The sequence below is a fragment of the Gilliamella sp. CG25 genome, assembly GCF_046635705.1.
GTDB lineage: Bacteria > Pseudomonadota > Gammaproteobacteria > Enterobacterales > Orbaceae > Gilliamella > Gilliamella apicola_I.
This window is the reverse complement of the sequence record NZ_JBIDFJ010000011.1, coordinates 72,092-78,558: the sequence shown is the minus strand read 5'-3', so window position 1 is coordinate 78,558 and position 6,467 is coordinate 72,092. Positions and strand designations below refer to the sequence as shown.

The following is a 6,467-nucleotide window of genomic DNA, read 5'->3' as shown; positions in this document are numbered from 1 at the left end:
AGTGAAACGCCGTAGTGCCGATGGTAGTGTGGGTATTACCCATGTGAGAGTAGGGTGCCGCCAGACTTTTAAATAAGTAAGTTATACTATGTAATCATACCAAATACGGTGGAGCGGTAGTTCAGTTGGTTAGAATACCTGCCTGTCACGCAGGGGGTCGCGGGTTCGAGCCCCGTCCGTTCCGCCACCTTATTTAGGGGCGTAGTTCAATTGGTAGAGCACCGGTCTCCAAAACCGGGTGTTGGGAGTTCGAGACTCTCCGCCCCTGCCACAAAAAATCATGAATTTGTCTTAATTTTAGTCGTTTGATTATTTTTATCTATATAAATAAAAAAAATTTATTTACAGATTTACTTAGTTAATTATAATTTCCGCCCAACTACTTTTACAATCCAGAGGAAAAAAAATGGCTGAAAGTTTTGTAAGTCAACAACGTTTTTTTGATAATAAAAATTATCCACGAGGATTTTCTCGTCATGGTGATTTTACTATTAAAGAAGCACAAATTTTAGAAAAGCATGGTTGTGCATTTAAAGATCTTGATGCAGAAACAAAAAAACCGACAACAGCAGAAGAAAAATCATTTGTTGCAGTTTGTAAAGGTAAAAAAGAGCCTGCAACCGATTTTGAAAAAGTTTGGCTTAAATACCTTTCTCGTATTAATAAACCAAAACGTTTTCATACATTATCGGGTGGAAAACCGCAAATTGATGTAAACGATGATTTTGTCGATAATGATGACTGATTCTGTTAACCAATATTTTTGTGTAATTGAATTAACAGTCTATCCATAGAACGATAACTTAAAGCTTCTGAAATATGTTTTCGTTCTATGTTCTTTGAACCTTCTAAATCCGCAATTGTCCTAGATACTTTCAATATTCGATGCCAAGCTCTAGCTGAAAGTCCTAACTTGATTAAGGCTTGTTCTAAATATTCATTATTATCGTCAGATAATTGGCAATAGTGTTCAATTTCACTTGCTTCTAATTGACTATTTAATTTTTTATTCCTATCAAATTGTGTATTTCTTGCCTGTAAAACTCTTTGCCTAATAGATACTGTTGATTCAGCAGATGCTTTTTTCTGACTTAGTGACCCTTTTGGTAAAAGTGGTACTTCTATAGAGATATCAAATCTATCAAGAAATGGACCAGAAAGTCGGTTCAAATAACGAATGACTTGTTGAGGCGTCGTTCTATTGTGTGTTCCTTGATAATGACCGGTAGGACTTGGATTCATAGCAGCAATAAGTTGGAATTTAGCTGGAAAGCGTATTTTAGCATTTGCTCTTGAAATAATAATTTCACCAGACTCAATGGGTTCTCTTAACGCATCTAAAACTTTACGATTAAATTCAGGTAATTCATCTAAAAATAATACGCCATTATGTGCCAGTGAAATTTCCCCCGGTTTTGGAATTGTTCCTCCACCAACTAGTGCTGCAGTTGACGCGCTATGATGTGGCGATCTAAAAGGCCGTTTACGCCAATTTTTAATTGAACCATTTAGACTGACTAAACTAGTGATAGCTGCACTCTCAAGAGCTTCATCATCGGTTAATGGCGGCAATAAAGAAGTTAAACGAGTGGCTAACATAGTTTTGCCTGTTCCAGGTGGTCCAATAAGCAATAAATTATGTCCACCAGCGGCTGCAATTTCTAAAGCTCTTTTAGCATGTTCTTGGCCTATGACATCTTGTAAATTAACTGTTTCACTTTCTACATCATCATTTAGACGGTAATTTACTTTAGATAAACTCACTTCATGATTGAGATGTTGACACAATTCAAATAAATTATTGGTGATTAATGCATTGCTATGATGAATTAAAGAAATTTCAGACTGATTTTCTGTTGAAATAATTAATGTGCGATGACTTTTTTGTGATGAAATCGCAGCAGGGATAGCACCTTTCACAGCGCGAATATTTCCAGATAGCGCCAGTTCACCTAAAAATTCATATTGCGATAAATCCTGAGCAGGAATTTGCTCCGTTGCCGCTAAAATTGCAATGGCAATCGGCAGATCGAAACGACTTCCTTCTTTAGGAAGATCAGCAGGTGATAGATTTACAGTTATTTTCTTGGCAGGAAACGTAAAACCACTGTTAATAATAGCGCTACGTACCCGATCTTTAGATTCTTTGACTGTTGCTTCAGGCAAACCAACTAATACAAAGCCTGGTAGTCCATTGCTAATATGGACTTCAACATTTATTAATGGTGCTTGTATACCAATAGATGCTCGTGTGTAGATAATTGCAAGTGACATAAAAATAATCATTAATGGTTAAAATGATTTATTATGTTACTTTGTTAAAATGAGAGAAGTGGCTTAATATTGATTTATTGTGATGTAGTGTCCAATTAACATTGCCATTTTTCTTTGAATAGTTAATTTTTATCAGTAAAAAACTTCGATACAAATAAACACACAAAAAATAAGCCAGCATTACTTAAAACTACTGATGGACTTGTCGGTGTGTCATAGAGAAATGAAAATAATAAACCACTTAATACCGATATCATTCCAATAATAATTGAAAGTATAGCCATTACTTCAGGTGTTTTGGAAAAGTATCTAGCTGTAGCTGCAGGGATAATAAGTAAAGAGGTGATAATCAGTGCTCCCACGAATTTCATTGCAATACCAATAGTAAAGGCTAATAGGAGTGTTAGAATTAATTTTGTTAATCGAATATTAATACCTTGAATGAAAGCTAATTCTTCATTAACGGTAATAAAAAGAAAATCATTCCAGCGCCATATCAATAATAAACCGATAAATATTACACCAATTACGATTTGAGAGATATCAGTGTAAGTTATCGATAACAGATCACCAAATAAGTAACCCATTAAATCAATCCGTATGTTTCCCATTAGACTGATTACAACTAAACCTAAAGATAACGCACTATGAGCAAGAATACCCAGTAATGTATCAATAGGAAGTTGTTTCTGGGATTCTAACCAAAGTAATCCTAATGCTAAAATCAGTGTCACAAAAATTACTGCATAAAATAGATTAATATTTAATAAAAAACCAAAAGCAATACCGAGTAGAGCTGCATGAGATAAAGTATCACCAAAATAAGACATTCTACGCCAAACAACAAACGTTCCTAATGGACCGGTAATGGTTGTTAAGCTTAATCCAGCTAACAAAGAAGGTAATAACAATTCAATCATTTTAATGATCCCTTTCTATATGCATTAATTTATCATGTTGATGATCAGCCGATGTTCTACATAAGTCATGTTGGTGATTGTGATGATGTTTATACACAGCGATTTGTGATGCACCGTGTTGACCAAATAGTGAGACAAATTCAGGATCATTTGACACAGTAGCAGGTGTACCCGAACAACAAATATGATGATTCAGACAGATGACTTCATCCGTTTTAGCCATGACTAAATGGAGATCATGCGAGACCATTAATACCCCACAATTAAATTGTTTTTTTGCATTAGCAATTAAATCATATAAAAGAATTTGTCCATTAACATCTACGCCTTGTGTCGGTTCATCAAGAATAAGTAATTGAGGCTGTTTTGCTAAAGCTTGAGCAAGTAAAACACGCTGTAATTCTCCACCCGACAATTGATGCATTGATTTATCGACTAAGTATTCTGCTTTAACAAGTGAAAGCGTTTTTAAAATATCGTCATTTTTTAATTGTTTATTTAACCGCATAAAACGCTTTACAGTAATAGGGAGAGTTGGGTTTAAATTTATCGATTGCGGAACATAACCAATTGTTAAATTCGGTAAACGACAAATCTGTCCCGAAGAGTGGGGTAGTAATCCTAATATGACTTTAACCAGCGTTGATTTACCTGCACCATTAGGCCCAAGTAATGTAATAATCTGATTTAGCTTAATAGCTAATGAAATATTATCTAATATTTTTTGATGATTGATTTCAACGGAGACATTTTCAAGTGAAATTAATTGAGTCATGAAACGGGTAGCCCTTGCTCACCTAAATGTTATGTTATATTATAACAATATTAAATTTTATTCTATCATAAATTATAGCATTGGATAATAACGTGAAAAATCATATCGTGAAGACTTTTAAACTGTTTATACAGTATTTAATAATCTTAACCCCAATATTAATAATACAAAGCGCAAGTAATTATGCTAATGCTACGGTTATATCGTCGGTTAAACCAATAGGTTTTATTACTCAAGCTATTACATCAGGCATCACTGATGCAGAAATTCTTTTACCGGACGGTGCTTCTCCTCATACTTATTCATTAAAACCTTCTGATTTAAAGAATATTAAGTCAGCGGAATTAGTTATTTGGGTTGGTGAAGATATGGAAACCTTTATGCCAACCTTATTGAAAAATATCGATAAACAAAAGCAAATTGAATTAATGGAAATTCCTGCAATTAAGAGTTTGCTTCGAACTAATCACGATGATCATTCTCATGAAGAAATAAATCATCATCAATCAGACCATGATCATCATGGTGAATATGATGAACATATTTGGCTTTCGCCTGAAATAGCGAAAATTATTGCGCAATTTATTCATGATAAACTTATCACCCTTTATCCAGATAAAAAAATAAAAATTGACGAAAATCTAAACGAATTCACTATAAAATTATCTGAAACAGAACAAAACATTGCAAAAAAATTAATAAACGTCCAAAATAGAGGGTATTTTGTATTTCATGATGCCTATGGGTATTTTGAATCACAGTTTAGATTAAAAAATCTAGGTAGTTTTACTATAAATCCAGCAGTTCAACCGGGCGCTCAAAAAGTTTATGCTATTCAACAAAAGTTAAAAGAACACCAAGCAGTATGTGTTTTTATAGAGCCTCAGTTTAGCCCGGCAGTTATTGAAAAATTGGTTAATGGAACAAATGTCAGAATTGGAGAATTGAATCCTTTGGGGACAGATATAATGCCTTCAAAAGATGCGTATTTTCAATTTTTAATGAAATTAACTCAGCAATTGTTGGATTGTTTAGATAAATAATCAGATAGATAATAAATAGTTAAGGTTTATTTTGGCTCGAAAGATTGAAAATCGTCATATTGAAAAAAGCAAAGTGAAATTTCCCTATTTTTCAATATTAGGCGTTCTTCTTGTTGTTATCTTTTTTACGATATTATGGCGACCATTGAATTTGGATCGCACGGTTTATATACCGTTGAATCCTCAAGTTGAAACAACCGTGAATAATACTTCTGTGCCTGTAAGTATTGGAGAAGGTCAGGTTGAATTAGTCGACGGTAATTCAAATTCTACTGTGATAGAATCCTCTGATGAACCGGAAGATGAAATTGTCAAAGATGACTTAGATAAAATCATTGATGAAAAAGACAATACTGTACAATATACCATTGTTCGGGGCGATACCTTACATGATATTTTATTACGATATAACGTAAATCGAAATGATGTTTATGAATTAACGTCCAAATTTAAACAGCTTGCTAATTTAAGAATTGGTCAACAGTTGATGTGGACAACAGACGATGACCATAATTTACAAAACTTGAACTGGACTATCTCAAGCAACAATATCCGAATGTATGAAAAATCGGGTAATGACTTTGTTGAGAATTCAGAAACGGTCGAAGGAATTTTACAAGAAGTCGTTATTAAAGGTGAAATAAAATCTAATTTTATTGCTGATGCCCGTAAAAGTGGTTTAACTAGCACTGAAATCGGTATTATTACTCGTGCTTTACAATGGCGATTAGATTTTAAACGCTTACAAATTGGCGACAAATTTTCGGTTATTCTGTCTCGTGAGATGCATGGCGACCGTTTATCGAATAGCCAATTGTTAGCGGTTCGCTTCAAAAATGGCTCAAAAGACTATTATGCTGTTCTCGCCGATGACGGTAAATATTATGATATTAATGGAGATAGCTTATCCCAAAGTTTTTTCCGTTATCCATTAGCAAAAAAAGCACGTGTTTCTTCTCAATTTAATCCTCGTCGTTTACACCCTGTGACCGGAAAAATAGCGCCTCATAATGGTGTTGATTTTGCGGTATCTCGAGGAACACCTGTCTTATCGGTGGGGAATGGTGAAGTTGTGATCGCTAAATATAGTGGATCAGCAGGTAATTATATCGCTATAAGGCATGGGCGTCAGTATATGACGACTTATATGCATTTAGATAAGATTCTCGTTAAACCAGGACAACAGGTTAAACAAGGTGAACAAATAGGATTGTCAGGCAATACTGGACGTTCAACAGGGCCACATTTACATTTCGAATTACATATCAATAATAAACCTGTGAATCCATTAACAGCTAATTTACCTATAGATGAAGGTTTAACAGGTAAATCTAAAAACGCTTTTGTTGCGAAAGTGAAAAGTATTAAACCCCGACTAGAATTTAATAATTAATTTTGTAGATACATCATTTTAAGCTAAATATGTGCTAAATCAACAAGGCAGATATATCTTTG

Annotated in this window: 6 protein-coding genes and 2 tRNA genes; 5 read left to right on the top strand and 3 right to left on the bottom strand. The window is 34.1% G+C overall.

Annotated features, from left to right (window positions below):
* The first annotated feature begins 110 nt into the window (after positions 1-110).
* The 3 genes from ACGH6P_RS09230 (at position 111) to ACGH6P_RS09220 (ending at position 745) form a co-directional block, all read left to right on the top strand.
* Positions 111-187: transfer RNA gene (locus tag ACGH6P_RS09230), tRNA-Asp, on the top strand.
* A gap of 8 nt (positions 188-195) precedes the next feature.
* Positions 196-271, top strand: a tRNA-Trp gene (locus tag ACGH6P_RS09225).
* 135 nt (positions 272-406) lie between these two features.
* Entirely contained in the window at positions 407-745 is a 339-nt protein-coding gene (locus tag ACGH6P_RS09220; RefSeq protein ID WP_065557810.1) for a DUF413 domain-containing protein, read from the top strand.
* 5 nt (positions 746-750) lie between these two features.
* Here the strand turns inward: ACGH6P_RS09220 and ACGH6P_RS09215 are convergent, their stop codons facing one another.
* The 3 genes from ACGH6P_RS09215 to znuC all read right to left on the bottom strand — a co-directional run bounded on the left by ACGH6P_RS09215 (position 751) and on the right by znuC (position 3,969).
* On the bottom strand, positions 751-2,274 hold the full coding sequence (locus ACGH6P_RS09215; RefSeq protein ID WP_411590610.1) for a YifB family Mg chelatase-like AAA ATPase: 1,524 nt from the start codon (positions 2,272-2,274) through the stop codon (positions 751-753).
* A 122-nt stretch (positions 2,275-2,396) separates the two neighbouring features.
* Complete coding sequence (znuB, locus tag ACGH6P_RS09210) at positions 2,397-3,194, bottom strand: zinc ABC transporter permease subunit ZnuB (RefSeq protein ID WP_411590608.1); 798 nt, start codon at positions 3,192-3,194, stop codon at positions 2,397-2,399.
* A gap of 1 nt (position 3,195) precedes the next feature.
* Entirely contained in the window at positions 3,196-3,969 is a 774-nt protein-coding gene (gene znuC, locus ACGH6P_RS09205) for a zinc ABC transporter ATP-binding protein ZnuC (protein WP_267360448.1), read from the bottom strand.
* A 92-nt stretch (positions 3,970-4,061) separates the two neighbouring features.
* On the opposite strand from znuC, the gene znuA reads away from it, so the two are divergent.
* A complete protein-coding gene (znuA, locus tag ACGH6P_RS09200; protein WP_411597322.1) occupies positions 4,062-5,012 on the top strand; it encodes a zinc ABC transporter substrate-binding protein ZnuA in 951 nt (316 codons plus the stop codon).
* A gap of 31 nt (positions 5,013-5,043) precedes the next feature.
* Positions 5,044-6,405: a murein DD-endopeptidase MepM gene (mepM, locus tag ACGH6P_RS09195; RefSeq protein WP_267351450.1), complete on the top strand. Its 1,362-nt coding sequence runs from the start codon at positions 5,044-5,046 to the stop codon at positions 6,403-6,405.
* Positions 6,406-6,467 lie beyond the last annotated feature (62 nt).

Excerpts from the sequence above, each read along its gene's own strand:
- ACGH6P_RS09220 (WP_065557810.1), top strand. The coding sequence starts at position 407 with ATGGCTGAAAGTTTTGTAAGTCAACAACGTTTTTTTGATAATAAAAAT.
- ACGH6P_RS09215 (WP_411590610.1), bottom strand. The coding sequence starts at position 2,274 with ATGTCACTTGCAATTATCTACACACGAGCATCTATTGGTATACAAGCA.
- znuB (WP_411590608.1), bottom strand. The coding sequence starts at position 3,194 with ATGATTGAATTGTTATTACCTTCTTTGTTAGCTGGATTAAGCTTAACA.
- znuC (WP_267360448.1), bottom strand. The coding sequence starts at position 3,969 with ATGACTCAATTAATTTCACTTGAAAATGTCTCCGTTGAAATCAATCAT.